24 protein-coding genes are annotated in these 26,099 nt (G+C 58.8%); 9 read left to right on the forward strand and 15 right to left on the reverse strand.

Going from position 1 to position 26,099, the window contains the following annotated elements:
- Nucleotides 1-295: 295 nt before the first annotated feature.
- Nucleotides 296-859: a D-glycero-beta-D-manno-heptose 1,7-bisphosphate 7-phosphatase gene (gmhB, locus tag ACJ8HA_RS18785; RefSeq protein ID WP_025304009.1), complete on the reverse strand. Its 564-nt coding sequence runs from the start codon at nucleotides 857-859 to the stop codon at nucleotides 296-298.
- Nucleotides 860-1,047: 188 nt separating this feature from the next.
- Here gmhB and metN point away from each other — a divergent pair, with 188 nt between their 5' ends.
- From metN to proS, 6 genes are all read left to right on the forward strand, one after another.
- A complete protein-coding gene (metN, locus tag ACJ8HA_RS18790) occupies nucleotides 1,048-2,079 on the forward strand; it encodes a methionine ABC transporter ATP-binding protein MetN (RefSeq protein WP_004932012.1) in 1,032 nt (343 codons plus the stop codon).
- Nucleotides 2,072-2,725 (forward strand): methionine ABC transporter permease MetI, encoded by a 654-nt coding sequence (locus tag ACJ8HA_RS18795; protein WP_004932010.1) that lies wholly within the window; start codon nucleotides 2,072-2,074, stop codon nucleotides 2,723-2,725. Before metN ends, ACJ8HA_RS18795 begins: the two co-directional genes overlap by 8 nt.
- A 39-nt stretch (nucleotides 2,726-2,764) precedes the next feature.
- On the forward strand, nucleotides 2,765-3,580 hold the full coding sequence (locus ACJ8HA_RS18800; protein WP_025304010.1) for a MetQ/NlpA family lipoprotein: 816 nt from the start codon (nucleotides 2,765-2,767) through the stop codon (nucleotides 3,578-3,580).
- A gap of 114 nt (nucleotides 3,581-3,694) precedes the next feature.
- A complete protein-coding gene (gene rcsF / locus ACJ8HA_RS18805; protein WP_025304011.1) occupies nucleotides 3,695-4,099 on the forward strand; it encodes an Rcs stress response system protein RcsF in 405 nt (134 codons plus the stop codon).
- Nucleotides 4,096-4,803, forward strand: a complete 708-nt coding sequence (tsaA, locus tag ACJ8HA_RS18810; protein WP_033644898.1) for a tRNA (N6-threonylcarbamoyladenosine(37)-N6)-methyltransferase TrmO — start codon at nucleotides 4,096-4,098, stop codon at nucleotides 4,801-4,803. The genes rcsF and tsaA overlap by 4 nt, the downstream gene beginning before the upstream one ends.
- 112 nt (nucleotides 4,804-4,915) lie before the next feature.
- Nucleotides 4,916-6,634 carry a proline--tRNA ligase gene (gene proS, locus ACJ8HA_RS18815; protein ID WP_089196204.1) on the forward strand — a complete coding sequence of 573 codons (1,719 nt, stop codon included), beginning with the start codon at nucleotides 4,916-4,918 and terminating at the stop codon, nucleotides 6,632-6,634.
- A gap of 60 nt (nucleotides 6,635-6,694) precedes the next feature.
- On the opposite strand, the gene nlpE is transcribed toward proS, so the two are convergent.
- The 3 genes from nlpE to ACJ8HA_RS18830 are packed head-to-tail and all read right to left on the reverse strand — an operon-like array spanning nucleotide 6,695 to nucleotide 8,373.
- The gene (gene nlpE, locus ACJ8HA_RS18820; protein ID WP_089196205.1) at nucleotides 6,695-7,378 is read right to left on the reverse strand and encodes an envelope stress response activation lipoprotein NlpE; all 684 of its coding nucleotides are present in this window, start codon (nucleotides 7,376-7,378) and stop codon (nucleotides 6,695-6,697) included.
- A gap of 29 nt (nucleotides 7,379-7,407) precedes the next feature.
- Nucleotides 7,408-7,821 carry an alternative ribosome rescue aminoacyl-tRNA hydrolase ArfB gene (gene arfB, locus ACJ8HA_RS18825; protein WP_004931997.1) on the reverse strand — a complete coding sequence of 138 codons (414 nt, stop codon included), beginning with the start codon at nucleotides 7,819-7,821 and terminating at the stop codon, nucleotides 7,408-7,410.
- Between the two features lie 3 nt (nucleotides 7,822-7,824).
- Nucleotides 7,825-8,373: a YaeQ family protein gene (locus tag ACJ8HA_RS18830; RefSeq protein WP_025304016.1), complete on the reverse strand. Its 549-nt coding sequence runs from the start codon at nucleotides 8,371-8,373 to the stop codon at nucleotides 7,825-7,827.
- 213 nt (nucleotides 8,374-8,586) lie between these two features.
- On the opposite strand from ACJ8HA_RS18830, the gene ACJ8HA_RS18835 reads away from it, so the two are divergent.
- Nucleotides 8,587-8,787 carry a YaeP family protein gene (locus ACJ8HA_RS18835; protein WP_004931993.1) on the forward strand — a complete coding sequence of 67 codons (201 nt, stop codon included), beginning with the start codon at nucleotides 8,587-8,589 and terminating at the stop codon, nucleotides 8,785-8,787.
- Complete coding sequence (gene rof / locus ACJ8HA_RS18840) at nucleotides 8,774-9,037, forward strand: Rho-binding antiterminator (RefSeq protein WP_004931991.1); 264 nt, start codon at nucleotides 8,774-8,776, stop codon at nucleotides 9,035-9,037. The genes ACJ8HA_RS18835 and rof overlap by 14 nt, the downstream gene beginning before the upstream one ends.
- Before the next feature lie 50 nt (nucleotides 9,038-9,087).
- Here the strand turns inward: rof and ACJ8HA_RS18845 are convergent, their stop codons facing one another.
- The 8 genes from ACJ8HA_RS18845 to ACJ8HA_RS18880 form a co-directional block, all read right to left on the reverse strand.
- Nucleotides 9,088-9,402, reverse strand: a complete 315-nt coding sequence (locus tag ACJ8HA_RS18845) for a c-type cytochrome (protein WP_025304017.1) — start codon at nucleotides 9,400-9,402, stop codon at nucleotides 9,088-9,090.
- Nucleotides 9,402-10,733, reverse strand: coding sequence for a tRNA lysidine(34) synthetase TilS (gene tilS / locus ACJ8HA_RS18850; RefSeq protein ID WP_442515441.1), 1,332 nt, complete (start codon nucleotides 10,731-10,733; stop codon nucleotides 9,402-9,404). Before tilS ends, ACJ8HA_RS18845 begins: the two co-directional genes overlap by 1 nt.
- 56 nt (nucleotides 10,734-10,789) lie before the next feature.
- Nucleotides 10,790-12,235 carry a dipeptide permease DtpD gene (gene dtpD, locus ACJ8HA_RS18855; RefSeq protein WP_164100102.1) on the reverse strand — a complete coding sequence of 482 codons (1,446 nt, stop codon included), beginning with the start codon at nucleotides 12,233-12,235 and terminating at the stop codon, nucleotides 10,790-10,792.
- A 68-nt stretch (nucleotides 12,236-12,303) separates the two neighbouring features.
- Nucleotides 12,304-14,442, reverse strand: a complete 2,139-nt coding sequence (gene cadA, locus ACJ8HA_RS18860) for a lysine decarboxylase CadA (protein WP_025304020.1) — start codon at nucleotides 14,440-14,442, stop codon at nucleotides 12,304-12,306.
- 95 nt (nucleotides 14,443-14,537) lie between these two features.
- A complete protein-coding gene (gene cadB, locus ACJ8HA_RS18865; RefSeq protein ID WP_025304021.1) occupies nucleotides 14,538-15,881 on the reverse strand; it encodes a cadaverine/lysine antiporter in 1,344 nt (447 codons plus the stop codon).
- A 369-nt stretch (nucleotides 15,882-16,250) separates the two neighbouring features.
- A complete protein-coding gene (cadC, locus tag ACJ8HA_RS18870; protein WP_442515442.1) occupies nucleotides 16,251-17,807 on the reverse strand; it encodes a lysine decarboxylation/transport transcriptional activator CadC in 1,557 nt (518 codons plus the stop codon).
- Between the two features lie 89 nt (nucleotides 17,808-17,896).
- The gene (locus ACJ8HA_RS18875; protein WP_025304023.1) at nucleotides 17,897-18,286 is read right to left on the reverse strand and encodes a VOC family protein; all 390 of its coding nucleotides are present in this window, start codon (nucleotides 18,284-18,286) and stop codon (nucleotides 17,897-17,899) included.
- A 110-nt stretch (nucleotides 18,287-18,396) separates the two neighbouring features.
- Complete coding sequence (locus ACJ8HA_RS18880) at nucleotides 18,397-18,630, reverse strand: glutaredoxin domain-containing protein (RefSeq protein WP_025304024.1); 234 nt, start codon at nucleotides 18,628-18,630, stop codon at nucleotides 18,397-18,399.
- Nucleotides 18,631-18,777: 147 nt separating this feature from the next.
- Here ACJ8HA_RS18880 and ACJ8HA_RS18885 point away from each other — a divergent pair, with 147 nt between their 5' ends.
- Nucleotides 18,778-19,323 carry a MarR family winged helix-turn-helix transcriptional regulator gene (locus tag ACJ8HA_RS18885; protein WP_025304025.1) on the forward strand — a complete coding sequence of 182 codons (546 nt, stop codon included), beginning with the start codon at nucleotides 18,778-18,780 and terminating at the stop codon, nucleotides 19,321-19,323.
- Between the two features lie 4 nt (nucleotides 19,324-19,327).
- Here ACJ8HA_RS18885 and ACJ8HA_RS18890 read toward each other — a convergent pair whose 3' ends face one another.
- From ACJ8HA_RS18890 to dnaE, 3 genes are all read right to left on the reverse strand, one after another.
- Entirely contained in the window at nucleotides 19,328-21,469 is a 2,142-nt protein-coding gene (locus tag ACJ8HA_RS18890; RefSeq protein ID WP_025304026.1) for a lysine decarboxylase LdcC, read from the reverse strand.
- Nucleotides 21,470-21,580: 111 nt separating this feature from the next.
- Nucleotides 21,581-22,540, reverse strand: a complete 960-nt coding sequence (accA, locus tag ACJ8HA_RS18895; RefSeq protein WP_019455765.1) for an acetyl-CoA carboxylase carboxyl transferase subunit alpha — start codon at nucleotides 22,538-22,540, stop codon at nucleotides 21,581-21,583.
- Between the two features lie 12 nt (nucleotides 22,541-22,552).
- Nucleotides 22,553-26,041 carry a DNA polymerase III subunit alpha gene (dnaE, locus tag ACJ8HA_RS18900; RefSeq protein ID WP_025304027.1) on the reverse strand — a complete coding sequence of 1,163 codons (3,489 nt, stop codon included), beginning with the start codon at nucleotides 26,039-26,041 and terminating at the stop codon, nucleotides 22,553-22,555.
- Nucleotides 26,042-26,099: the final 58 nt, after the last annotated feature.

A 26,099-nucleotide genomic window follows, 5' to 3' on the forward strand; every position in this document is an offset into this window, starting at 1 on the left:
ATCCGAAGATGCTGGATATCGTCTTGTGGAGTGCCCACACAGATTGTCTGATAAATTGTTAAAGAGCAGTGAGTTAGGCGCTTTCGCTTGCTAACTCGAGGTGGCGTATATTACGCTTTCCTCTTTCAGAGTCAACCCTAATTTTCAGGATTTTTTCTCTGCGACCCCCGGATACTCTGTGAAGTTGTTCACATGTTCCGTGTCGATGGAGGCGCATTATAGGGAGCCGGTTCAGAATGACAAGCGTTAATATGCATTTTTTATCTGACCGCTCACTATTCATTCGTAACGCCTATTAAACCCGCTTTTTGATGGCTGCAGGCAGGTCCGCCAGGCTATTAAGCACCCAATCGGCCAGCTTTTCGCCCTGCTCCGTCACCGGCTTGCCGGTACGCACCAGCACCTTGGTGCCGACGCCGGCCGCGATCGCCGCCTGCATGTCTTCCGGTTTATCCCCCACCATATAAGAAGCGGCCATATCGATGTTCAATTCCTGCTGCGCTTGCAACAGCATGCCCGGCTGCGGTTTACGGCAGTCGCACACCTGACGATACTCCTCTACTGCCGCCTCCGGATGATGCGGGCAGAAATAGATGCCGTCGAAGTCGACATCGCGATCGGCCAGCGACCAGTCCATCCACTCGGTCAGGTACATAAACTGGTCTTCGCTGAACTTGCCGCGCGCAATGCCGGACTGGTTGGTCACCATCACCAACGCGAAGCCCATCTTTTTAAGTTCGCGACAGGCGTCAATCACGCCGTCAATAAAGTGGAAATTGTCGATTTCATGGACATAACCATGGTCAACATTAATCGTACCGTCACGATCGAGAAAAATTGCTGGAACGCTTTGTGTCACCGCTTTGCTCCTGAGGGGCTGAATACGCTGACAGTATCGCATGTTTTACCCCGCACTGAGAACGCCGGAGAACGTCGCTGGCCGTTGACTTAGACGTCTAGACGCCTTAACATCTGATCCATACCTTGGTTCCACGCCGAGGTTTACTTTTATCTAGCCACGGGCAACCACGCTAAAATAAGAAGAATATGATTAAACTTTCTAACATCACTAAAGTGTTCCAGCAGGGTTCGCGCACCATTACCGCGCTCTCTGACGTGACCCTTCACGTCCCTGCCGGGCAAATCTATGGCGTTATCGGGTCTTCCGGCGCCGGTAAAAGCACGCTGATTCGCTGCGCCAACATGCTTGAGCGCCCTACGTCCGGCCAGGTCCTGGTCGACGGTCAGGATCTGACTTCGCTGTCGGAAAGCGAACTGACGCGCGCCCGTCGCCAAATCGGCATGATCTTCCAGCACTTCAACCTGCTCTCTTCCCGCACGGTGTTCGGCAACGTCGCGCTGCCGCTGGAGCTGGATAATACGCCGCGCGCCGAGATCAAAAAGCGCGTGACCGAACTGCTGGAGCTGGTCGGCCTGGCGGACAAACACGACGCCTATCCGGCCAACCTGTCCGGCGGCCAGAAACAGCGCGTGGCGATCGCGCGCGCGCTGGCCAGTAACCCCAAAGTGCTGCTGTGCGACGAAGCCACCAGCGCGCTGGATCCGGCCACCACCCGTTCCATCCTGGAACTGCTGAAAGACATCAACCGCCGTCTGGGCCTGACCATTCTGCTCATCACCCATGAAATGGACGTGGTGAAACGCATCTGCGACCAGGTCGCGGTCATCAGCCAGGGGCAACTGATCGAAAAAGACAGCGTCAGCGAAGTGTTCTCACACCCGAAAACCCCGCTGGCCCAACAGTTCATTCAGTCCACGCTGCATCTGGATATTCCGGACGACTACGCCGCGCGCCTGTCGCCGGAGCGCCAGGGCGACCGTCAGCCGCTGCTGCGCCTGGAATTCACCGGCCAGTCGGTCGATGCGCCGCTGCTGTCTGAAGCCGCTCGCCGCTTCAACGTGAACAACAACATTATCAGCGCCCAGATGGATTATGCCGGCGGCGTGAAATTCGGCGTGATGCTGGCGGAGCTGCACGGCAGCGACGAAGACGCGCTGGCGACGATTAAGTTCCTGCAAGAAAATCAGGTAAAAGTAGAGGTTCTGGGTTATGTCTGAGGCAATGATGTGGTTGATGGCACGTGGCGTGTGGGAAACCGTCATGATGACCTTTGTCTCCGGCTTCTTCGGTTTCGTGCTCGGCCTGCCGGTCGGCGTGCTGCTGTATGTGACCCGCCCGGGGCAGATCATCGCCAACAATTCGCTGTATAAGATCCTGTCCGGGCTGGTGAACATCTTCCGTTCCATCCCGTTCATTATCCTGCTGGTTTGGATGATTCCTTTTACCCGCATGATCGTCGGTACCTCGATCGGTCTTCAGGCGGCCATCGTGCCGTTGACCGTGGGCGCCGCGCCGTTCATCGCGCGCATGGTGGAAAACGCCCTGCTGGAGATCCCGTCCGGTCTGGTGGAAGCGGCGCGCGCCATGGGCGCCACGCCGATGCAGATCATCAAGAAAGTGTTGCTGCCGGAAGCCCTACCGGGCCTGGTCAACGCCGCGACCATCACCCTAATCACCCTGGTGGGTTACTCCGCCATGGGCGGCGCGGTCGGTGCCGGCGGTCTGGGCCAAATCGGTTACCAATACGGTTATATCGGTTATAACGCCACAGTTATGAATACCGTATTAGTATTACTGGTAGTTTTGGTTTATCTGATCCAATTCTGCGGCGATCGCATCGTCAAAGCCGTTACCCATAAATAGTTTCACAGCATATTAATGCGAGTCTAATGAGGAAGGGATATGTCGTTAACATTTAAATCCATCGCGACAATTGGCGCACTGATCGGCACTCTGGCTCTGGCGGGCTGTGGCCAGGATGAAAAGAATCCAAACCACATCAAGGTCGGCGTGATCGTCGGCGCAGAACAGCAAGTGGCTGAAGTGGCGCAGAAAGTGGCGAAAGAGAAATACGGTCTGGACGTCGAGCTGGTCACCTTCAACGATTACGTGCTGCCAAACGAAGCGCTGAGCAAAGGCGATATCGACCTGAACGCCTTCCAGCACAAGCCTTATCTGGATCAGCAGATCAAAGATCGCGGCTACAAGCTGGTGCCGGTCGGCAGCACCTTTGTTTACCCGATCGCCGGTTACTCCAAGAAAATCAAATCGCTGGACGAACTGAAAGAGGGTTCTCAGATCGCACTGCCGAACGATCCGACCAACCTGGGCCGCTCGCTGCTGCTGCTGCAGAAAGTCGGCCTGATCAAACTGAAAGACGGCGTTGGCCTGCTGCCGACCGTGCTGGACGTGACCGAGAACCCGAAAAACCTGAAGCTGGTTGAGCTGGAAGCGCCTCAGCTGCCACGTTCTCTGGACGATCAGCAGATCGCGCTGGCGGTGATCAATACCACCTACGCCAGCCAGATCGGCCTGACGCCGGCGAAAGACGGTCTGTTCGTGGAAGATAAAGACTCGCCTTACGTCAACCTGCTGGTTGCGCGCGAAGATAACAAAGATGCGGAAAACGTGAAGAAATTCGTGCAGGCCTATCAGTCTGACGAAGTTGACGCCGCCGCCAACAAAATCTTCAACGGCGGTGCGGTGAAAGGCTGGTAAGCGCTTATTCACCAATTTTATTCCTATAATTGCAAGACGGGCCAAGGCCCGTCTTGTTATTTCCGCCATAGATTGCTTCAATAGCGCCACTTTCATTAAGGCAGAGGAATCTCAATGCGTGTTTTACCTCTCTGTTTGTTAGCGCTCGCGCTGGCCGGATGTTCATCGCAACGTATCGCGCCATCCTCAACAAACAGCACCAGCAAGCCGACCACGACCGCCCCGGCCAAGACCACGCCGGCCGCCCGCCCCGCTCCGGTAAAACTGTATAAAAGTGCAGAAGAACTCGTGGGTAAACCGTTCCGCGATCTGGGTGAAGTGTCCGGCGAATCGTGCCAAACCACCGTACAAGACTCCCCACCGAATCTGGCTACCGCCCGTAAACGCATGCAAATCCGCGCGTCTTACATGAAGGCCAACGCCGTGCTGCTGCACGACTGCCAGATTGTCAGCGGCGTCGCCGGTTGTTATCAGCAGGCCGTCTGCCAGGGCTCGGCGCTTAACGTCTCGTCCAAATGACCGAATTCGTTTTCGAGCAGATCGGCGTGATCCGCTCGCCGTATAAAGAGAAATTCGCCGTGCCCCGCCAACCTGGGCTGGTCGAAGACGGTGGCGGCGAACTGCTGTTGCTACCGCCCTACAACCAGGCGGAAGCGGTTCGCGGTCTCAGCGATTTCAGCCATCTGTGGGTGATGTTCATTTTCCATCAAACCATGGAAGGCGGCTGGCGCCCGACGGTACGCCCACCGCGTTTAGGCGGCAATGCCCGCATGGGCGTGTTCGCCACCCGCTCCACCTTCCGCCCCAACCCGCTCGGCATGTCGCTCATTGAGCTCAAAGGCGTACGGGTGAAAAACGGGGAAGTGGCGCTGGAACTGGGCAGCCTCGATCTGGTCGACGGTACCCCGGTGGTGGACATCAAGCCTTATCTGCCGTTCGCCGAGAGCCAACCGCAGGCCCGCGCCGGCTTTGCCCAGGCCGCGCCCGCCGGCGATATGCCGGTGCGTTTCGCGCCGCAGGCGGAACAGCAGCTGCAGCAACATCAGGCGCGCTACCCGCAATTAAGACGTTTTATCAGCCAGGTGCTGGCACAGGACCCCCGTCCCGCCTATCGTAAAGGAGAGGACGTCGAACGGGATTACGCCGTCTGGCTGCTGGATTTCAACGTGCGCTGGCGCGTCGTGGACGGCCACACCGAAGTGCTGTCGCTCGACCCGCGTTAAAATTCCGCCGCCTCTCTTTTGGCGACCCGCTCGCGCTGGTAAACTAAATCACTTTTTGGCCGCCACTCTGGCAGCCCGATGCAATTTGCAGTTCTAACGGAACCAAAACACCATGCGTACTAGCCAATATCTGCTCTCCACTCTGAAGGAGACACCTGCCGACGCCGAAGTGATCAGCCACCAGCTGATGCTGCGCGCCGGGATGATCCGCAAGCTGGCCTCCGGTCTTTACACCTGGCTGCCGACCGGCCTGCGCGTTCTGAAGAAGGTTGAAAACATCGTTCGCGAAGAAATGAACAATGCTAACGCGATCGAAGTGTCCATGCCGGTGGTTCAGCCTGCCGACCTGTGGCAGGAAAGCGGCCGTTGGGAGCAATACGGCCCCGAGCTGCTGCGCTTCGTCGACCGCGGTGACCGTCCTTTCGTGCTGGGCCCGACGCATGAAGAAGTGATTACCGATCTGATCCGCAACGAGATCAGCTCGTACAAGCAACTGCCGCTGAACTTCTTCCAGATCCAGACCAAGTTCCGTGATGAAGTGCGCCCACGTTTCGGCGTGATGCGTTCCCGTGAGTTCCTGATGAAGGATGCCTACTCCTTCCATACCTCGCAGGAGTCTCTGCAGGAGACTTACGACGCGATGTACGAAGCGTACAGCAAAATCTTCAGCCGCATGGGCCTGGATTTCCGCCCGGTGCAGGCCGATACCGGCTCGATCGGCGGCAGTGCGTCGCACGAATTCCAGGTGCTGGCAGACAGCGGTGAAGACGATATCGTGTTCTCCACCGGTTCCGACTTCGCCGCCAACATCGAGCTGGCGGAAGCGGTCGCGCCGGCGGCTCCGCGCGCGGCGGCCAGCGAAGCGCTGCGCCTGGTAGATACCCCGAACGCAAAAACCATCGCCGAGCTGGTCGAGCAATTCGCGCTGCCAGTGGAAAAAACCGTGAAGACGCTGATGGTACGCGCCACCGAAGAGAGCGGCCACAAGCTGGTCGCTCTGCTGGTGCGCGGCGATCACGAGCTGAACGAAGTCAAGGCAGAGAAGCTGGCGCTGGTTGCCACGCCGCTGACCTTCGCCACCGAAGAAGAAATTCGCGCCATCGTCGGTGCCGGCCCGGGTTCACTCGGCCCGGTCAACCTGCCGATGCCGGTGGTAGCTGACCGCAGCGTGGCGGCGATGAGCGACTTTGGCGCCGGCGCCAACGTTGACGGCAAACACTACTTCGGCATCAACTGGGAGCGCGATCTGCCGCTGCCGCAGGTGGCCGATATCCGTAACGTGGTGGAAGGCGACGCCAGCCCGGACGGTCAGGGTACGCTGCTGATCAAACGTGGCATCGAAGTGGGCCATATCTTCCAGCTCGGCACCAAGTATTCGGAAGCGATGAAAGCGACCGTGCAAGGCGAAGATGGCCGTAACCAGGTACTGACCATGGGTTGCTACGGCATCGGAGTCACGCGCGTTGTGGCCGCCGCCATCGAGCAGAACCACGACGAACGCGGCATCATCTGGCCGGACGCTATCGCGCCGTTCCAGGTCGCTATTCTGCCGATGAACATGCACAAGTCGTTCCGCGTGCAGGCGCTCGCCGAAGAGCTGTACAACACTCTGCGCTCCCATGGCATCGACGTGATCCTCGATGACCGCAAAGAGCGTCCGGGCGTGATGTTCGCGGATATGGAACTGATCGGCGTGCCGCACTCTATCGTTATCGGTGACCGTAACCTCGACAACGAAGAGATCGAGTACAAGAACCGCCGCGTCGGCGAGAAGCAAATGATCAAAACCGGCGAAATCGTTGATTTCCTGCTGGGCCAGATCAAACGCTGAGCGACGAACGCCAGAAAATAAAAAACCCGCCTAGGCGGGTTTTTTTATATCCGAAAACGCTTACTTGCTGCTGCAGTTTTTGCTGCGGTCGAACGCGATTTTGCCGTCCGGTACCACCGCCTTCTCTATCAGCCCTTCTTCCATCGATGGCTGCACGCTGAAATGCGCATTGAAGGTCAGGAACACCGGCTCGCCGGCATTTTTGTTGGCTTTGGCGTAACCTTGCTCCAGCGCGATGTTGTTATCCACCGGGAACGTGATGCCGGTAGCGCAGTCCTTGAAGACTGCCGCATCCGCCATATAGGTGTAACTGCCTTTCATCACCATCGGCGTTTTAGGCAACGGTTTTTCAATCGGCTCCAGGCGATAGTTCAGCTTGGAGGCGATCGGCGCGCCGCTGCGATCCAGCATCTCCAGGCTCTTGCCCACCGGACGGAAGTAACGTTTTTCACCGGTGCTGTCGGTCAGCACCAGCTTATCCGCAGTGCGCGCCCATTTGCCGTAGTCGGCAAAGGTCTGATCGCCGTCTTTGGTGCCGCGATAGGTTTCCTGCAGAACAAAGGTGCCGTCCTCATCCAGGAACAGCGCCGTATCCAGCCCGCCGCAATCGGCGCAAGGCAACAATCCTTGATAACTCTGCGGCATCGCCTGCAGCGGTTGTTCCTTCGGCTGATAATGATTGTTGCATCCCAACAACGAGAGTGCGCCTGCCGCCAAGAACAGGGCTACCGTAATTTTCTTCACAGTTATTCTCCTACTGTGTTCATGTATTCCTAAGTGCGAACCTTGCCACGCAGCGCCTTGGTGGCGCCTTTACGCGTCTTGCCTTCCAGGCGACGCAGTTTCGCCCCTTTCGTCGGCTTGGTCGCCTTGCGCGTTTTTTCCACCACCATCGCCTGCTGAATCAGCGCGACCAACCTGGCCAACGCCGCTTCGCGATTCAATTCCTGACTGCGATACTCTTGCGCCTTGATAATCACTACGCCATCAGCGGTAATGAGATGATGATTCAGCGCCAGCAGCCTTTCCTTATAATACTCTGGCAGGCTGGATGCCCGGATGTCAAAGCGCAAATGGATCGCCGTTGAGGTTTTGTTCACGTGCTGGCCGCCCGCGCCCTGTGCGCGGATCGCCGTCAATTCCAGTTCATTATCCGGTATGGCTACGTTTCTTGACAGTTCCAGCACCGGTTACACCTGTGCCTGCTGCCACTCGGCAAACTGGATTTCCAGACTATTCTGAGCATCGGACAGCCAAATAGTTCCCTCCTGCAGCGTTGCCTGCAGCGTCATGGTGCGGCTGGCCAATGCCGTCAGGCGCGCCAACTGCTCGTCGTCAAGGAAACGCACGCTCAGGTTCTTGTAGCCGGCCACCTTACCCTGCATTCCCTGCCACCACACGTGCGCAGCGCGCTCGCCGTAAGCGTACAACACCACGCGCGGCGACTGGTTGCAGGCCTTGCGGATGCGTTTTTCGTCGGGTAATCCCATCTCGATCCACATTTCCAGCCCGTTGTGGTCGTTGCGCTGCCAGATCTCCGGCTCGTCGTCGGCGCTCAGCCCTTTGGTGAACACCAACCGCTCGTCGGCATGACAGATCCAGGCCAACAGGCGCAGCATCATGCGCTGCTCATTTTCGGACGGGTGTTGCGCCAGCGTCAGCGTGGCGTCGTGGTAGAAGTGACGATCCATATCAGCAATATTGACCGCGGCTTTATAAATGGTTGCTTTCAGCGCCATGGGTGACCTCGTTATTATCCGGCGACAGTGTACTTGATCAGGGCCAAACCCCGCCAGCGCGGCCAGGCCACGGCAGTGCGAAAGGCGTGCCGGGGTGCTGATAACTCCATAACAGCTGTGCTATAGTCGTCTAGGATAGGATAAAACTCCGAGAGCCTGCGCCTCATCGCGATAGTAGTCTTGATGATGCAGAGGTTCTTAAGGGAGGAAACTGTGCAACAATACTGTGAGTTAGTACGCCGTACTTACGCCGAGATTGGCAGTGGAGATCTTGGCTACGTGCCTGATGCGCTGGCTTGTGCGTTAAAGGCATTGGACGATGTCGCAGCGAACGATGCGCTACCGTCCTCCGTTAGGGAACAGGCGGCCTTTGCCGCCGCTAACTTATTGGTGAGCGACTATGTTGATGAATGATGAGTACCAACCCATCAATTGCGATGACTACGACAACCTGGAACTCGCCTGTCAGCATAAACTTATTCTGAAGCTGGAGTTACGCGACGGAGAAGTGATCGAGGCCAAGGCGATCGACCTGCTGCAAAAGAAACGCGTTGAGTATCTGACCATCGAACAGAACGGCCAGCAGCGCGACCTGCGTCTGGACCATATCAGCAGTTTCAGTCATCCGGAAATCGGTACCGTGGTCGTCAGCCTGTCGGACTGAGCAGCGGTAACCCCATCCCAACAGGGCAGCCCAACGGCTGCCCTCGTCATTTAGGGCTTCAGGCTGGCGTAATAGGCCGCCAGATCGGCGATATCGTCATCCGACAGCCCCGACACGTAGGCCTTCATCACCTCGGCCTGGCCGCCGTTGCGTTCCCCTTTCTTGTACGCCTGCAATGCGTGCTGCAGGTACATGGCATTCTGCCCGGCCAGATTCGGGTACATCGGCACCGTCACCTTGCCCTGCGCGCCGTGGCAGGCCGCACAGGCGGCGGCTTTGGCCTGGCCGGCCGCCGCATCTCCCGCCGCCAACGCCGGCAGGCTGAACAGGCCGGCAGCCAACAGCGCGATTTCCACAAACTTCATCATTGCTCCTCACGATTATGATTTTTTTCCCAGCGCAGCCGCCACGGGCGTTCGCCTTCCGGCACCTGCCCCGCCTCACAGACGAATACGCCCAGCGCGGCGATCAGCTGCTCATCATAATAAATCAACGGGATGCGTTCACGCTGCCAGGGAGGAATACCCAGCTCCTGCCACAGTTTTTTTATCGGCCGCGAATGGACGCGCCCCACGATGCGCACCGCGCCCTGTAAGCCGCCGAAACGAATGCTAATCTGCTGCGATGGCTGCGGTGCGCGCAGCGCCAGATCGCCCTCACCGGCAACCAACTGCCCCAGCCCGTCCGGCAACGTCAGCGGCTGGTCAGGCTGCCAGGGCAGATGCACATCGCGCAGCGCCGCCAGCGGCGGCAACAGGTGCAATCGGCCGCGGAAACGGCGGATCTGATAGGCGCCGAGCTGCAGCTGCGGTTCGGCATCTTCCCGGCTGAGCGCCACCTCATCCCACAGACGCTGCAACTGCTCACGCGCCGGCATGGTGACGTTGAACAATGCGATCCAGCGCCGCAACAGAGCGAAGCGCCGCACCGGCGAACAGGCCGTCAAACCGTCGATCGCCAATGAGCGATCCGCCGCCAACAGGCTTTGCAGCGGTTCCGCCAGCAGCTCGTCCAACAATTGTTCCTGTTCGGCGCACAGGCTGGCGCTGCGCGCCACCGCCGAGGCGAAGTGCGGCCAACGTTGATTGAGCTGCGGCAACACCTGCAACCGCAGGAAATTGCGATCGAAGCGCGTGTCCTGATTGCTGTCGTCGTCTATCCAGGCCAAGCCGTGGCGTTGCGCGTAATTTTCCAGCGTTTGACGCGAGCAGCCCAGCAGCGGCCGCAACAGCAGGTGCTCGCCCAGCGTGGCGCGCGCCGCCATCGCCGACAACCCCGCCGGCCCGCTGCCGCGCTTGAGCGCCAACAGGAAGGTTTCGCTTTGATCGTCAAGGTGTTGGGCGGTGAGCAGCGCTTCGCCCTCCGCCAATGCTGCGCGGAAGGCGGCATAGCGCGCCGCACGCGCCGCCGCTTCGATGCCGCCCTGGCGGGCATCTACCTGCACGTGCGTCACCGTCAGCGGGATCTGCCAGTCGGCACACCGGCTGCGGCAATGCTCAACCCAACGGTCGGCAAAAGCGCTCAGGCCATGATGCACGTGCAGCGCACGCAGCTGCAGCGCCGGACGTTGGCGGCGCAACGCCGCCAGCAGATGCAGCAGCACGCTGGAATCCAGGCCGCCGCTGAACGCCACCAGCAGCCGCTGCTGCGCGCCCAGCTGGTCCGCCACCTGCGTCGTTAATTGATCAGTATCCATCGGTAGGCTTTGTCACTTCTACATAGCTGCACGTTAACCCCGCCTACCGCCATCAATCAAGCATTAACCGTCCGGGCCTGGCGTCGCGTCAGCAGCCACCAGCCGCCCAGCACCGCGATCACCGCCAGCGCACATCCGGCCGCTCCCCAGCCGATCTGGGCGAAAATGCGGCCATACGCCTGCATCGCCGCCCCTTCGATGTGGTCCTCGGCGGTCTGATTGGCGATGATGCCCGCCAGATAGTTGGCGATCGAACCGGTCGCCAACATATAGATGCCGGTCAACACGCCGGTGGCGCCGGGGATATTCAGCCGGGTGATCTGCGCCATCGCCACCGGATCGATAAACAGTTCGGCAAAGCCCATCACCGCCAAACCGGCGATCATCAGCCCCATCGATCCCGGCCCGTGCAGCCGGGTATTAAGCGCCATCAGCGTAAAGCCGACGCCGATCAACAGCAGACCGAAGGCGAACTTGCACCAGATGCGCAGCGTGCGGTCGCCATCGCCACTCGCCAGCCAGGCCAGCGCCACGCCGCCCAGCATCACCGCACAGGCGTTAACCGACTGGAACAAGGCGGTCGGCACCGTCCAGCCGAACCAGCGCCGGTCAACGAAATGATCGATAAACAGGCTGATGGAGCTGCCGCCCTGCTGGGCAAAGGCCCAGAACAGCGTGCCTAGCAGCATCAGCACAACGATCTGCCACAGCCCCCGGCGCTGGCCGGTGTCCGCGCGCAGCATAATGCGTGCCACCAGCACCACCGCCGCCACGCACACCAACCCGAGCAAATAGCCGGCCCAGCCACGTTCAAACAGCAGCGTGAAGAACAGCGGCGACGCCAGCAGCACCACCAGCAGCCAACCCCAGTGCGGCAGGCCCAGGCTTCTGGCGCGCATCAGCGGTGCATTCACGCCGCGCGTGTGGCGGAAATGGCGTCCGCCGAGCAGGAAAATCACCAGGCCGGCGAACATGCCAATCCCGGCCAACGCAAAGCCGACGTGCCAGCCATAGCGCTCGGCCGCCAACCCGCAGGCGATCGGCGCCAGAATAGATCCGACGTTGCCGGCGGCGTACAGCAGCGAGAAGCCCCCTTCGCGGCGTGAGTCCTGCGCCGGATACAGTTCGCCCAGCAGGCAGCTGATATTGGATTTGAACAGGCCATAGCCACAGATGATGATGGCCAGCGCCAGATAGAGCGACTGGGCGGAGACCGCGCTCAGGCCGAGCACGATATGCCCCAGGGTCATCAGCGCCGCACCGGCGATCACCGCGACGCGGTTGCCCAGCAGGCGGTCGGCGAGCCAGCCGCCAAGAATAGGAGTGACGTAAACTAACGAAGCGTAAGCGCTGTAGAGATCGATGGCGTGGCTGTCGGTATAGCCGAGTTGGTGGGTCAGATAGAGGATCAGTAACGCACGCATGCCGTAAAAGCTGAAATATTCCCAAATTTGTATCGCTACGACATAGTAGATTGCGCGCGGCTGTGAGGGTGTTTTCATGGAGGTCTCCCATCAGTCGGTGAACGGCAAAGGGGAAGCGCGAGCGCCTCCCCTCTTATTGGCTGCGGTTATTTCGCCTTCAGCACTTTCACCCGATAACGTCCGTCCGCCTGACGATAGGCGCCGTGAATGTCGGTTTCAAAGCCCGGATAATGCGCGCCGATTTCGCACAGCATCTGCAGGAACTCCAGCACCGGCCGGCTCTCTTCGGTCAGCATCTCGCCCGGCATCACCAGCGGCACGCCCGGCGGGTATGGGAGGATCATGTTGGCGTTGACCTTGCCGACCATCTCTTCCAGATAGACCTCTTCCACTTCGCCGTGCAGCTCTTTCTGGAACGCCTGGTACGGATTCATCACCATGGTTGGCAGCACTTCGAACGCGCGGTACATCAGGTCCGGCAGGTTGTGCTGCTCCACCAGGCGGTGAATGTTCTGCGCCAGATCCTGAATGCGCATGTTTTCATAGAAATCAGGCGCTTCGTGATACAGCGAAGGCAGCATGTTTTTCACCCGCAGGTTCAGATCGAACGAGCGTTTGAAGTCGGTCATCGCGCGCAGCAGGCTGAGCGCCTTGGTTTTGTCGATGCCGATGCTGAACAGGAACAGCAGGTTGTACGGCCCGGTTTTCTCGACGATGATGCCGCGCTCGTCGAGGTATTTCGCCACGATGCTGGCCGGGATACCGAACGGCTGCATCTCGCCTTCCTTGCTCATCCCCGGCGTCAGAATGGTGACCTTGATCGGGTCCAGATACATGTGTTCGTTGTCGATGTTCTTGAAACCGTGCCAGGCGCTGTCGGAGCGCAGCGGCCAGCATTCCGGCTCATCGATATGCTCCGGCTGCCAGACGTCGAAGAACCAGCCGTCGGACTCGACTTTCAGGCGTTTAATCTCTTTGCGGAACTTGATCGCGCGTTCGATAGAACCGTGGATCAGGCGCTTGCCGGCGTTGCCTTTCATCATCGCCGCGGCGGTTTCGGTCGACGCCACGATGCCGTAGTGCGGCGAGGTGGTGGTGTGCATCATGTAGGCTTCGTTGAAAGTCTCTTCGTTGATATCGCCCTTCACATGAATCATCGAAGCCTGCGAGAAGGCCGCCAGCAGTTTGTGGGTGGACTGGGTTTCGTAGATCACCTTGCCCTCCACGCGGCCGCCGCTCATGCCGCACTTGCCTTTATAGATCGGGTGGAAGTTGGTGTAAGGCACCCAGGCGGAATCGAAGTGGATCGACTTCACGTCCAGGGTGTTCTTGATAAAGTCGGTGTTGTACAGCAGCCCGTCATAGGTGGAGTTGGTGATCACCGCGTGCACCGGCCAGGTGGCGTTCGGGGTCTCCTTCACGCGCTTGGCGATGGTGGCGCGCTGGAACTCGCTCTGCGGAATGCCGCCGAGGATGCCGTAGGCGTTGCGGGTCGGGCGGAAGTAGATCGGCGTGATGTCGCTCATCATCATCAGGTGAGTCAGCGACTTGTGGCAGTTACGGTCAATCAGCACCGTGCTGCCCGCCGGCGCCGAATACATGCCGACGATCTTGTTGGCGGTGGAGGTGCCGTTGGTGACCATGTAGCTGCGTTCGGCGTTGAACACGCGGGAAATGTACTCCTCCGCCTCTTTGTGCGGGCCGGAGTGATCCAGCAGCGACCCCAGTTCGGACACCGAAATCGAAATATCCGACTTCATGGTGTTCGGGCCGAAGAAATCGTAGAACAGGCTGCCCACCGGGCTCTTCTGGAACGCGGTGCCGCCCATGTGGCCCGGCGTACAGAAAGTGTATTTGCCTTCGCGCACGTATTTAAACAGCGCCTTGGTCAACGGCGGCAGGATGGTGTCGATATATTCGTCGGTATTCTGTTTGATCTTGGCGGCGATGTCGGTTGCCGCGCCAAGCGCATACTCGAAGAAGCGCACCTGCATGCGCAGATCGTTCAGGCTGACGTCCAGCGTGGAATAGGTGTTGGCGAACGCGTACAGCGGCATGTATTCGTTCAGCTGACTGATCTCTTCGCACAGCTCCAGGTTGTATTTGTCCCAGTCGAAGATCACCCCGCACAGGCGGGCGTTGTTCTCGATCAGTTTCAGCAGGTCTTCGCGATCGTTAGGGTAAACGATGCGGAAATCCAGACTTTCCAGCGCCTGATGCAGTTCACGGATAGGCTCTTCTTTGAAGTAGACACCCATGTGATTCATGATGGCGATAACGTTCATATGCATTTCTCCTGGCAAAGCAAGCCCCTTCCCGTCGCGGCTGACAGGTCGGAAAGAAAGGGGCTGGGTAAATTCAGTCGGTCAGCGGACGCGAATCAGTGCGCTTTGGCCGTGGTGTTTTCATCGACCGCCGCTGCGTTGGCAGCCTGGCGGGTATTCATTTTCCGGGCGTAGAACATCAGGATAATCAGGCTGATGATAAAGGTGCCGGACAGTTCGAATGAGTTGGCGCCCATCAGCGCGATGAAGCAGAAGCCGCAGCCGCACACCGAAGCGATCAGGCTCAGCAGGTTGCGCACGTTGACCCCTTCGAAGCGGATCAGATCTACGCAGGAATAGAAGTAAGGCAGCATGGTCAGCAGCACCGCGATGCCGGTCAGCTCGCCGAACAGGTCGGAAGCCTTGCCGCCGGCGGAGCTCATCAGGGTGATCAGCACCATCAGCGCGGTCATTTTGCAGCCGGCCAGCAGCAGGCCTTTTTTCGGAATGCCGTTTTTATCCAGCTCGCCGTACACTTTCGGGAAGTTGCCGTCGTTGGCGGCGCGCACCCCGGCCTGGCCGACCAGCATCATCCACGAACCGAGTGAGGTCAGGCAGGCGAAGGCGGTGAAGGCGGAAACCATCGGTGCGGCCCAGTTGCCCATAATCGCCGAGGCGCTGATGGCGAACGGCGCGCCGCTGGCGGCCATTTCAGACGCCGGGAACATGCCGCTGATCACCTGGGTGGCGGCGATGTAGATGATGCCCGCCAGGCCGGTGCCGAGCATGGTCGCCAGCGGCACGGTACGTTTCGGGTTTTTCACCATGCCGGTGCTGACCGCCGCGGATTCCACGCCGATGAACGCCCACAGGCACAGCAGAATACTTTTGATGACCGCATGGCTGTCGGTGGTGCCGGAGGTATTCCAGTTAGCCTGGTAGGTGGCGGCGTCAAACCAGTGCCAGCCGAGGGTGGCGGTCACGATCACCGGGATCAACACCAATACCAGGCCCAGGGTAGTCAAACGGCTGACCCAGGTTCCGCCCAGCATGTTGACGAAGGTGAAGACCCACACGATGGCGATACAGGCGATACCGGCAGGTATCGGGTTGTTCAGCGCCGGGAAGAAGGTGGAGAGATAAGAAACGGCGGTAATGCCGATGGCCAGGTTACCGATCCAGTTGGCATGGTAATAAAGCACGCCGGTCTGGAAACCGAAGGCCGGGGAAATTTCACCGGCGTAGGCGATAGGGCCGCCCTGCTGCGGGTTTTTGGTGGCGAGACGGGCATACACATAGGCCAGCGACATCGCCCCGATAATCGAGATCACCCACCCCCAAATGGCGATGGATCCGAGACTCGCCAGGTTGGCGGGCAATAAGGCAATCCCGCTCCCCATCATATTACCGGCGACGACGCCGGTGCAGGCAATAAGCCCTATTTTCTTGGGTGAAGCCATGGTCAGTTTCTCCTGATTTACGTTTCTTATAAGCCACACCCATAAATAAAAAATTTTAATGAGCCGGCTTGATAGTCAGGATGCTAACCATCGGGGGGAATAAAGTCCTAAAGATAAAGTGAGATTACGCTCATGATCATACAAATGATAACCTGAGGTTTTTGATTAACACATCAAGATAAAAAGGTTTGCTAAAGAAAAGATAAACATCGTTTAAAAACAGAATGATGCCCAGGTTAATAATGAATAACAAACGACAGAAAAGGAACAATATTACGCAGCAAAATAACACAATGGCGCAACATGTCTTCACCAATAAATAACGCCGACAGCATTCCCGGAGAATAATGGCGGCGTAGTATCGGTTAATTATTGGTGCTGGTAGTTATTTAAATAAGGCACCACGTTGGTCAATGACGTCTGGAATACGCCATTGGTGATCCAATGCAAGGTATCCTCACCGGGGCGTAAATTGAACGCGGTAATATAAGAATCCGCCGCCAAATGATTCTGCCCCTGCATTTCATACACTTTGCCCAGCAACACATAATTCAGCCACGACATTTGCAACTCAATCCCCAGATCGATCGCCCGGTGCGCCTCGTCAATGCGCCCCTGCGCCAACGCATCGACCGCCAGAACTTGCTGCATGATCGGCGTGTTTTTCAATTCGGGGAGCGTCGTCAGATGGCTGATATCGGCGCGCAATTGTGCCAAGGCCTGGCTGTCGAACGGTTGGTAAGAATTGCGTAGCACATCCACCAGCGCCTTTTCCGCCAGCAGGTAGTGGAAATTCGGCGCGCTTTTAATCAGCTCGCTCAGCTGAGCGCTGGCGCGAGTCAACGAATCGGCATCACCGTGGATCAACAATTGATGTGCCTGGTAGAAGCGCTGCAGCAGCGGCCCGTTGTCGGGCAGCAGCTGCGCCAGACGCTGCTCCAACTGCGGCGGCCAGGGCTGCTTCAGCGCCGTGGACAGGCTGGCGAGGAAATCGCTTTGGATCTTCAGCTGGTTATCGGCGGTAATGAAGTAACGCTTGTCCAACATGATTGAGCTGTCGGCGTTATCCACCAGCCGCACGGACAGGAAACACTGCTGGGCGCGGTAGTGGCGCTGATTGACGAACTCGATATACAGCGACTTGCCCGAGTTGCTGGGGCCGGAATAGTTGTAATTGGTCTGGTCGTGCACCAGGAAGGTCGAGTAGGTGTTGAGCGAATCGGTGATCAGCTCGCTGACGCCCACCACATAGGAAAGCTGCGGCATCCAGTTGCTGCAGCTCTCGCCGCCCTGAATGCGGATATCGATATCGCGCGGATTGAGCAGCACCGGCATGGTCGAAACCGGCACGCGCTGCGACAGCGTGGCGATGCCGACAAACGCCACGCAGACGCTGAGCGCCGCCAGAAACGCCAGCCACACCCAGAACGTCGAGCGGAGATAAAAGCGCGGCTGCTTTTCGTCAGGCGCGGCGACCGGCGCTCGGGGCCGGCTCGGCGGCACGTACGGCGTCTCGTCGTCGTCATCGCTGCCGTCTTCCGGCTCATGCATGATCACCGCGATCTGCGGCGCCTGTGCGGGAGCGGGTTGCGTCTCTCCCTCTTCACACCATATCACCGACGTCGCCAGCTTATACCCACGCTTGGGCACGGTGATAATGTATTCCGGGCTGTCGCTGTCGCCGTCTTTCAGGTATTTGCGCAGCTCTGAAATACATTGGGTCACCACGTGGTTGGTGACGATATTGCGCTTCCAGACGTTGTCGATCAGCTCGTCGCGGCTCAGCACCACATCGGGGTGCCGGGCGAAATAGCACAGCATGTCGATCAGGCGCGGTTCCAGCGTTTTCTGGCGGCCGTCTTGGCTGATGGTGTTGTCGGCAGGGGTAACCAGCCACTCCCCGACGCGAAAAGCAGGCTCTTGCATGGCGGAAATAACTCTGTAGGCATGTAGGGCAAGGGCGCGATCATAGCATAACCGCCCCCGGCTGTGGCCGCCGGGAGGCGATTAAGCCGTTAACTCTCGTATAATTCTAACGGTAAACCATCAGGATCGCTGAAAAAGGTAAAGCGGGATTGGGTGTAGGGATCGACGCGCACCGGTTCGCAGGCAACGCCGGCCGCCTGCAGATGGGCGATGGCCCGATCGATGTCGTCAACGCTGAACGCCAGATGGCGCAGGCCGCAGGCCTCCGGGCGGCTGACGCGGGCCGGCGGCGAAGGGAAAGAAAACAGTTCGATAGTGTATTGTCCGTTGAGCGCGAGATCCGCTTTCCAGGAGTCGCGCTCCTCGCGGTAAACTTCACTCAGCAGGGTAAAACCGAGAATATCGCAATAGAAATGCTTACTGGCAGCGTAGTTCGCGCCAATGATCGCAATGTGATGCACCTGACGTAATCCCAGCATAGAAACCCTCTCCTGTTCATTCTGATGGGGCACGGTATCTGGCGGCGGCGATGACGTCAACGGCAAAAACCCCGCGGATTGCCGCGGGGCATGATTCAGCACACGGCGTCTCAGGCCTTCAGATCCGCCAACGCCGCGCCGAAGTTGATGTGCAGCACCTGCCCATCGACCACCAGCGCCGGTACACTCTGCACGCCGAGGCGCTCAGCTTCCGCCACGCGCGTTGGGCGTTCCCCCAGGTGCACCACTTCCACCTGCACGTTATCGCTCAACAGTCCCAACAGCTGCTGTTCGGCACTCACGCATACCGGGCAGCCGGCATGATAAAACACGGCCTTAGTCATCCTCATTCTCCTTGGTATTGACGGTTTCGGGCACGTTTACTTACCCATATTGTTTCGAATCGAAACAATGTGAACAGTATGCCAGCACCAATGACTTGTCAATATAGTTTTTAATCGATACTATTTACGCAGCCTGATGAGGATACGATGCTAAAACTGTTTGATCTGCTTGAACGCCTGAATAGCCTGCAACGCAGCTGGCTGCGCAGCCACGAAGAATTGGAAAGCCTGCCGCCGGTGCAGCTGAGCGCGCTCTACTATCTGGCACGCTGTAATCATTACTCCAACACGCCGATGGCCGTGGCGGAATACCTTGGCCTGACCAAGGGAACGGTGTCCCAATCGCTGAAAAAGCTGGAGCTGAACGGCATGATCGCCCGCACGGCGGACGCAAAGGATCGCCGCAGCGTGCGGCTGCGGCTGACAGAAAAATCGCGAAGTTTAATGGAGACTCTGTTTCCTCCTGCCTATCTGCAGCAGGCGCAAGACGCCATGCAGCAGGACGGCGAACAGTTGCAGGCGCTGTTAACCCAGCTGCTGCGCCAACTGCAGCGGCAGGAAAATGCGGCGCTGTTCGGCGAATGCCACCGCTGCCGCTATCACCAGCAGCGCAATGGCCAACCGTTTTGCGGCCTGACACAGGAACCGCTGCCGCTCGACAGCGTGAACCTGATCTGCCGAGAATTCGCCTAAACGATTATGCTGGCGCTTTCAACACCTTCACCAGATAGCGCCCGTCCTCCGTCAGTTTGGCGCCGTGGATGTCGGTTTCAAAACCGGGATAGCGCTCACCGATAGAGCACAGCATCAGCAGGAAATCGAGCACCGCCCGGCTCTCTTCGGTGATCATTTCTCCCGGCATCACCAGCGGCACGCCCGGCGGATAAGGCAGGATCATATTGGCCGCCACCTTGCCCACCAACTGATCCAGCTCGCAGGTTTCCACATTGCCGCGCACCTGCTCCTGGAACATCTGGTGCGGCGTCAGCTTCATTTCAGGCAGCACGTCGAACGCCCGCTGCATCAGGCGCGGCAGATCGTGTTGGCGGATCAGCCGATGAATGCCGGCGGCCAGATCCTGGATACGCATATGGCGATAAAAATCCGGATCCTCGGCGTACAGATCCGGCAGCATGTTCTTCACCCGCAGGTTGAGATCGTAGGCGCGCTTGAAATCAGTCAGGCCGCGCAACAGGCTCATCGCCTTGGTTTTGTCGATGCCGATGCTGAACAGGAACAGCAGGTTGTACGGCCCGGTCTTCTCCACCACGATGCCGCGCTCGTCGAGATACTTCGCCACCAGCGCCGCCGGGATCCCCTCTTCCTCCAGCGCCCCCAGCTCATTCATGCCCGGCGTCAGGATCGTCACCTTGATCGGATCGAGGTACATGTGATCGCGATCGGTCTGGCCGAAGCCGTGCCAGTTATCGTCAGGATCCAATGGCCAACACTGCGCCTCATCGATCTCCTCCGGCTGCCAAATGTCAAAGAACCAACTGTCGCTCTCCTCGCGCAGCCGCTGCACTTCACGGCGAAAATGCAGCGCGCGCTCCACCGATCGATTGATCAAGCGGCGCCCCGGGTTGCCGCGCAGCATGGCGGCGGCGGTCTCCATCGATGCCACAATGCCATAGTGCGGCGAGGTGGTGGTGTGCATCATGTAGGCTTCATTGAAGGTGCTCTCGTCGTAGTCGCCCTTGATATGAATCATCGAGGCCTGAGAGAAGGCCGCCAGCAGTTTATGTGTAGACTGGGTTTCGTAGATGACCTTTCCGGGCACCCGATCGCCGCTCATGCCGCTCTTGCCGTCGTAAATCGGATGGAAGTTGGTGTAAGGCACCCAGGCGGAGTCGAAGTGGATCGACGGCACTGCCAGCGTCTGCTTGATGTAGTCGGTGTTATACAGCAGGCCGTCATAGGTGGAATTGGTGATCACCGCATGCACCGGCCAGGTGGCGTTCGGGGTCTCCTGCACCCGAGCGGCGATGCTGGCGCGGGTGAACTCGCGCTGCGGAATGCCGCCAAGGATGCCGTAGGCGTTGCGCAGCGGGCGCAGATAGATCGGAACGATATCGCTCATCATCAGCAAGTGGCACAGCGATTTGTGGCAGTTGCGGTCGATCAGCACCGTGCTGCCCGCCGGCGCCGAATACATGCCGACGATCTTGTTGGCGGTGGAGGTGCCGTTGGTAACCAGATAGCTCTGCTCGGCGTTGAAAGTACGCGCAATATACTCTTCGGCCTCGAGGTGCGGCCCGGTGTGATCCAACAGCGAGCCGAGCTCGGTGACCGAAATCGAAATGTCGGCCTTCAGGGTATTGGCGCCGAAAAAGTCATAGAACAGGCAGCCCACCGGGCTTTTTTGGAACGCGGTACCGGCCATGTGGCCCGGCGTGCAGAAGGTGTACTTCCCTTCACGCACGTAGTTGAACAGCGCCTTGGTCAGCGGCGGCGTAATGGTATCAATATATTCTGCGGTGTACTGCTGGATGCGCTGCGCGATATCGTCCGCCGCATTCAGGCCATACTCGAAGAAATAGAGCACCATGCGCATTTCATGCAGGCTGACGTCGAAGGTGGAGTGGGTATTGATAAAGGCGTACAGCGGTAGGTATTCGTTCAGCTCGTTGATCTCGCTGCACAGCTCCAGGCTGTAGTCGTCCCAGTCGAAGATCACCCCACAGATGCGGGCATTGGCTTCGATCAGCTTCAGCAGGTCACCGCTGTTTTTGGGGTACACCAGTTGGAATCCCATGGTGGCCAGCGCAGCGTGGAGCTCGCGGATCGGCTCATCTTTGTAGTAGACGCCCGTCGGGCCCATGATGGCGATGATATTCATCGGCAGCTCCTGTCAGTTAACGGCCAAGTCTCTATAACACCACGAAAATCCGGCGGTGTGTAGCCAAAAAAAAACCGCCCGGAGGCGGTTTCTTGCAGCGAAGAACAGAACTCAGCAGTAGCCGTAGTTCATCAGACGCTGGTAGCGACGGTTGAGCAACTCTTCGTCGTTCAGACCATCCAGATCTTTCAGATCGGCCAGCAGCTGCGCTTTCAGCGCGGCAGCCATCGCCGGCACGTCGCGGTGCGCGGAACCCAGCGGCTCCGGGATTACCGAATCGATCAGCTTTAACTCTTTCAGACGCGGTGCGGTAATGCCCATCGCTTCTGCGGCCAGCGGTGCCTTGTCGGCACTCTTCCACAGGATGGAGGCACAGCCTTCCGGCGAAATCACCGAGTAGGTGCTGTACTGCAGCATGTTCACTTTATCGCCCACGCCGATCGCCAGCGCGCCGCCGGAGCCACCTTCGCCGATGACGGTGCAGATGACCGGGATGTTCAGACGCGACATCTCACGCAGGTTGCGCGCGATGGCTTCTGACTGGCCGCGTTCTTCCGCACCCACGCCCGGATAAGCGCCCGGAGTATCGATAAAGGTGATGAGCGGCATCTTGAAGCGGGCGGCCATTTCCATCAGGCGCAGCGCCTTACGGTAACCTTCCGGCGCCGGCATGCCGAAGTTGCGGCGGATCTTCTCTTTGGTTTCACGGCCTTTCTGGTGCCCGATGATCATCACCGGGCGGCCATCCAGGCGCGCAATGCCACCGACGATCGCTTTGTCGTCAGCGTAAGCGCGATCGCCCGCCAACTCTTCGAAGTCGGTAAAGATGTGTTTGATATAATCCAGGGTATAAGGACGGCGCGGGTGGCGTGCCAATTGGGCAATCTGCCAGGCCCCAAGATCGGCAAAAATCTTGCGCGTCAGCTCAACGCTCTTTTCACGCAGGCGCTGAACCTCTTCGTCCAGATTAATATCTAATTTTTCGTCTTGACGGCTGACTGCAGTCAGCGAGTCAATTTTCGCTTCCAGCTCTGCAATCGGCTGTTCAAAATCAAGAAAATTCAGACTCATAGCATTCCTATTTTAGTCAAATTCCAAGTCCACCTGCTCATTGCCTACCAACGTCCGCAAATCGATCAACAAGCGGTCGGTGGGCGTCACGCGCCAGGTTGCGCCAAAACGCAGCTTGGCTCGTGCATCTTCCCGTTGATAGTAGAGATGCACTGGAATCGTCCCCGAGCGATGGGGTTCCAACGACTGACGGAGACGGTTCAAAAGCTGGTCATCAATTTGCCTGTCAGTCAGCGAGATAGCAAGCCCGCGAGCGTATTTTTCCCGGGCTTCACTGATGTCCATTACCTCGCGGGCCATCATTTTAAGCCCGCCGCTAAAGTCATCAAAGCTGACCTGTCCACTGGCGATAAGGATACGGTCTTTTTCCAACAAATGCTGGTATTTTTCTAGCGCTTCGGTGAATAGCATCACTTCCAGACGACCCGAACGGTCATCCAGCGTGCAAATGCCGATACGGTTGCCGCGCTTGGTCACCATGACCCGCGCGGCGACCACCAACCCGACGGCGGTAGTCATTTTGCCCCGATCCGTCGGGTGCATGTCTTTCAAACGCTGGCCACCGGCGTAACGTTCGATTTCCTTCAGGTACTGGGTGATCGGGTGGCCAGTCAGGTAGAGCCCCAGCGTCTCCCGCTCACCGTCCAGCACCACCTGCTCTGGCCAGGGCGCAATATTGGCGTAGGATTGCTCCACCTGCTCCGGCGCTTCCGCCAGTACGCCAAACATATCCACCTGGCCAATAGCTTCGGCTTTCGCATGCTGATCCGCCGCTTTCAACGCGTCGCCGAGCGAATTCATCAGCGCGGCGCGGTGCGGCCCAAGGCGATCGAACGCCCCGGACATGATCAGTTTTTCCAGAATGCGGCGGTTCAGTTTCTTGATGTCAGAGCGCGCGCACAGGTCGAACAGGTCTTTGAAGTAACCTTGTTCGCCGCTGTTGCGCGCCTCGATAATGGCCTCGATCGGCCCTTCCCCCACGCCCTTGATCGCGCCGATGCCATAAACGATCTCGCCGTCGTCGTTGACGTGGAAGTGATACAGGCCACTGTTGATGTCCGGCGGCAGGATCTTCAGCCCCATGCGCCAACATTCGTCCACCAGCCCCACCACTTTGTCGGTGTTGTCCATATCGGCGGTCATGACTGCCGCCATAAACTCGGCCGGGTAGTGCGCCTTCAGCCACAGCGTCTGATACGACACCAGCGCATAGGCGGCGGAGTGCGATTTGTTGAAGCCGTAACCGGCGAATTTCTCCACCAGGTCGAAGATTTTCACCGACAGTTCACCGTCGATGCCGCGCGATTTCGCGCCGTCTTCAAAGCCGCCGCGCTGCTTGGCCATTTCGACCGGGTTCTTTTTACCCATCGCACGACGCAGCATGTCCGCGCCACCCAAGGTGTAGCCGGCCAACACCTGGGCAATCTGCATCACCTGTTCCTGATACAGGATGATGCCGTAGGTCGGTTCCAGCACCGGCTTGAGCGACTCGTGCTGCCACTGAATGTCCGGGTAGGAGATCTCTTCGCGGCCGTGCTTGCGGTCGATGAAGTTATCCACCATCCCCGACTGCAGCGGCCCCGGACGGAACAGCGCCACCAGTGCGATCATGTCTTCGAAGCAGTCGGGCTTCAGGCGTTTGATCAAATCTTTCATGCCGCGCGATTCAAGCTGGAACACCGCCGTGGTTTCCGAGCGCTGCAGCATGTCGAAGCTTTTCTTGTCGTCGAGCGGAATGGCGGCGATGTCGATCGGTTCCAGCCCGGTTTTGGCGCGCCGGGCGTTGATCATTTCCAGCGCCCAGTCGATGATGGTCAGAGTACGCAGGCCGAGGAAGTCGAACTTCACCAGCCCGGCGTATTCCACGTCGTTCTTGTCGAACTGGGTCACCGGATGGTGCCCTTCGGCATCGCAGTACAGCGGCGCGAAGTCGGTGATCTTGGTCGGCGCGATCACCACGCCCCCGGCGTGTTTACCGGCGTTGCGCGTTACCCCTTCCAACTTGCGCGCCATGTCGATCAGCGCCTTGACCTCTTCGTCGGCCTCGTAAATCTCCGGCAGCTGCGGTTCGGCGGCGAAGGCTTTCTCCAGCGTCATGCCCGGATCCGGCGGCACCAGTTTGGAGATGCGATCGACGAAGCCGTACGGGTGCCCCAGCACCCGACCTACGTCGCGGATAACCGCTTTCGCCGCCATGGTCCCGAAGGTGATGATCTGCGATACCGCTTCGCGGCCGTACATCTCCGCCACGTGCTCGATCACCTGGTCGCGCTTCTCCATGCAGAAGTCGACGTCGAAGTCGGGCATCGAAACACGTTCCGGGTTCAGGAAGCGTTCGAACAGCAGGTCGAATTCCAGCGGATCGAGGTCGGTGATTTTCAACGCATAGGCCACCAGAGAACCGGCGCCGGAGCCGCGCCCTGGGCCTACCGGCACGTTGTTGTCCTTCGACCACTGGATAAACTCCATCACGATCAGGAAGTAGCCGGGGAACCCCATCTGGTTGATCACCTTCAGTTCAACGTCCAGGCGCTCGTCGTATTCCGGGCGGCGCTGCGCGCGCACTTCAGGATCGGGGAACAGGAACTCGAGACGCTCTTCCAGGCCCTCTTTCGATTTGAGCACCAGGAAGTCCTCGGTGCTCATATCGCCGGTTGGGAACTGCGGCAGGAAGTATTCGCCGAGGCGAATGGTGACGTTACAGCGCTTGGCGATCTCGACGCTGTTCAGCAGCGCTTCCGGGATGTCGGCGAACAGCTCGCACATCTCGTCTTCGCTGCGCATGTATTGCTGCGGGCTGTAGTTGCGCGGCCGCTTGGGATCGTCCAGCGTAAATCCGTCGTGAATGGCGACGCGGATCTCATGAGCGTCAAAATCGTCTTCCACCAGGAAGCGCACGTCGTTGGTGGCCACCACCGGCAAGCCGCGCTCGGTGGCCAATGCCACCGCCGCATGCAGATAGTTCTCTTCGTCCGGGCGGCCGGTACGGATCAGTTCCAGGTAGTAACAGTCCGGGAAATACTGTTGGTAGAAGTCCAGGCATTGATCCACCTGCGCCTGGTTACCGCGCAGCAGGAACTTGCCGACGTCGCCCTGACGCGCGCCGGAAAGCAGGATCAGCCCTTCGCGATGTTCAATCAGCCAGTCGCGATCAATGGTCGGGCCGGCGGCGCCGTAGCCACGCTGATAGGCGCGGGAAATCAGCAGCGTCAGGTTCTGGTAGCCTTCGTTGTTGCTGGCCAGCACCGTCAGCTGAGCCAGTTCGTCGCCCAGCTCATCGCTTTGCACATGGAAATCCGCGCCGATGATCGGTTTGATCCCGGCGCCGTGCGCGCTGCCGTAGAACTTCACCAGCCCGCAGAGGTTGGTGAAATCAGTGATTGCCAGAGCAGGCATGGCTAACGCGGCGGCTCTTTTCACCAGCGGCGCCGTCTTGGCCAATCCATCAATCATGGAGTAGTCACTGTGGACGCGCAGGTGAATAAAACGAGGTTCGGCCATCTCCAGATACCTGATTGAAGGGGCTCAGCAGGCTGAGCCCGGGTTAATGCTATCGTCG

Origin of the sequence: Serratia sp. CY33802, assembly GCF_052169095.1 — a bacterium.
GTDB lineage: Bacteria > Pseudomonadota > Gammaproteobacteria > Enterobacterales > Enterobacteriaceae > Serratia > Serratia bockelmannii.